We start from the raw sequence: 2,383 nt of genomic DNA on the forward strand, positions 1-2,383 counted from the left end.
CCCAGACTGCACGCACCGCAATTGCCGACGGCACCGCCAAGCTCAACACCGGCGACGACACCCTGTTCTGACCTCGACCCACACCACACCACGAAAGGCTGACCATGGCACAGAGCAACATCGATCGCGTCGGAGCAGGCTTCGACATTCTCGCAGACTCCCTCAACCGGTTCCTCACCCGCGTCGTCTCCGTCGACGACAACTCCAGTTGGATCGACATCCTCGAATACACCGACAACCAGCGCTCCGGCAGCCGTGGCAACCAGAAGTACTCCGCCCTCGATCCACAGTGCTCCCTCCGGTTCATCACGGAAGGGACCACGAACCGGTACCAGCCCGGCTGGCGTCCGCTCAAGAGGTTCCTCGACCGGCCAGAAGAAGCCCTCGCCTCCGAGCTTCGCGAGACCCGGAACAACTGGGCCCACCGCAATCCCTTCAGCACCGACGACACCTACCGCGCCCTTGACACGATGGTCCGCCTCGCCACGGCAATGAAAGACACGGAGACCGCGAAGAAACTCACCGCCCAGCGCAACGGCGTCCGCATCCTCCTGGACCGCAAAGAAGAGGACAGCACCAACCGGAACGCCGAGATCAACATCAGCGGCGAGAACCTTCAGCCCTGGCGGGAGATCGTCACACCGCACCCCGACGTCGCCAACGGCACCTTCAACGCCTCCGGCTTCGCCGCCGACCTGCGCACCGTCGCCGGTCTCACCGGACACAACCACACCGCGCCCTCCGGTCGGCACGCCGTCACAGAATCATCCACCACGCCACAGAGCACCGTGTCCGCTAGCGCCGAATACACCGACCCCCAACTCTTCTTCGAACGCACCTACCTCACCGAAGGCCTCAAGGACCTACTCGGCAAGGCACTCGGCCGGATCAGCGGTGATGAGAAGGCCTCCCCGGTCATCAACCTGCAGACCAACTTCGGTGGCGGTAAGACCCACTCCATGCTTGCCGTCTGGCACCTCTTCGGTGGCCTCGACCCCGAGGCCCTCCCACAGGACATGCAGGAGCTCCTCAACGGGGCAGAGATCCCCACCGGGGTGCGTCGCGTCGCTCTCGTCGGTACCGACCTCGTCCCCTCCGGCGGTATGGCCAAGCCGGACGGAACAGTCGTGAACACCATCTGGGGTGAACTCGCCTGGCAGCTCGGCGGGATGGAAGGCTACGAGATCGTCCGGGAGGCCGATCAGACGGGCACCAGCCCCGGCGGGAAGATCCGCGATCTGCTCGCCACCTACGGACCTGCGGTGATCCTCATCGACGAGTGGGTCGCCTACGCCCGCCAGCTCGTCAACCGCAGCGACATGGCCGGCGGTGACCTCTCCACCCAGCAGACCTTCGCCCAGACCCTCGCGGAAGCCGTCGCCGCCACACCGCGATGCATGCTCCTGGTCTCCATTCCGGCGTCCGCCGAGATGAAGCCCGGTGAGTACGTCTCCGACATGGTCGACGACGAGGAGATCGGCGGCGCCAACGGACTTGAAGCTCTCACCGCGCTGCTGCAGATCATCAACCGGCAGGCCGAGCAGTGGCGCCCCGCTGAGGCCAACGAGAGCTTCGAGATCGTCCGCCGCCGCATCTTCCAGGAGGTCAGTGACGAGGACCAGGAGAAGATCCGACTCATCGCTGCGACAGTCCGGGCCTTCTACACGAAAAATGAGACGTACTTCCCCTCGAATGCCGCTCGGCCGGACTACCAGTCCAAAATTGAGCGATGCTACCCCATCCACCCTGAACTGTTTGACCGGCTCTACCAGGACTGGTCCACCCTCCCCCGCTTCCAGCGAACCCGCGGCGTCCTGCGCCTGATGAGCACCATCGTCTCCCACCTGTGGCAGTCCGAAAACAACGGGCCACTGATCCTCCCCGGTGATGTTCCCCTGGGAGAATCCGCGGTGGTCAACGAACTGACCCAGTACCTCGACGACAACTGGAAAGCCATCATCACCCATGATGTCGACGGGGACGTCCCCCGCGGCATCGACAACAAGAGTTCGCTGTTCGGCCCCAGGCACGTCGCCCGTCGTCTGGCACACACCGTGTTCCTCGGGGCGGCTCCCCGCTCACGTGGTACCGGTATCGAGAGCAGCTACATCAACCTCGGAACCGCCGTCCCCGGTGACAAACTCGGGAACTTCCACAGCGCGCTGGAGGCCCTGGCCAACCATTCGACGTACTTCTACGAGAACAACGGACGGTACTGGTTCGATACGGCCCGGAACATCACCAGCACAGTACGCGAACGGGCCGAGGCGCTCTCCGTTGCGGATGTGAATGCTGAGATCTCCTCCCGGCTGCGTACACTCACCGATTCCTGGAACCGGAAGAACCGGGACAACGTCAAGGTGATCAACTCCCCGGAGTCAAA

General features: G+C 63.9%; 1 protein-coding gene. It reads left to right on the plus strand.

All coding sequences use genetic code 11. From position 1 onward, the window contains the following. Positions 1-104: 104 nt before the first annotated feature. A partial coding sequence (locus QZV72_RS07120) for a DUF499 domain-containing protein (protein WP_297006665.1) occupies positions 105-2,383 on the plus strand: 2,279 nt, incomplete at its 3' end.

The sequence above is a fragment of the uncultured Corynebacterium sp. genome (assembly GCF_902782855.1).
GTDB lineage: Bacteria > Actinomycetota > Actinomycetes > Mycobacteriales > Mycobacteriaceae > Corynebacterium.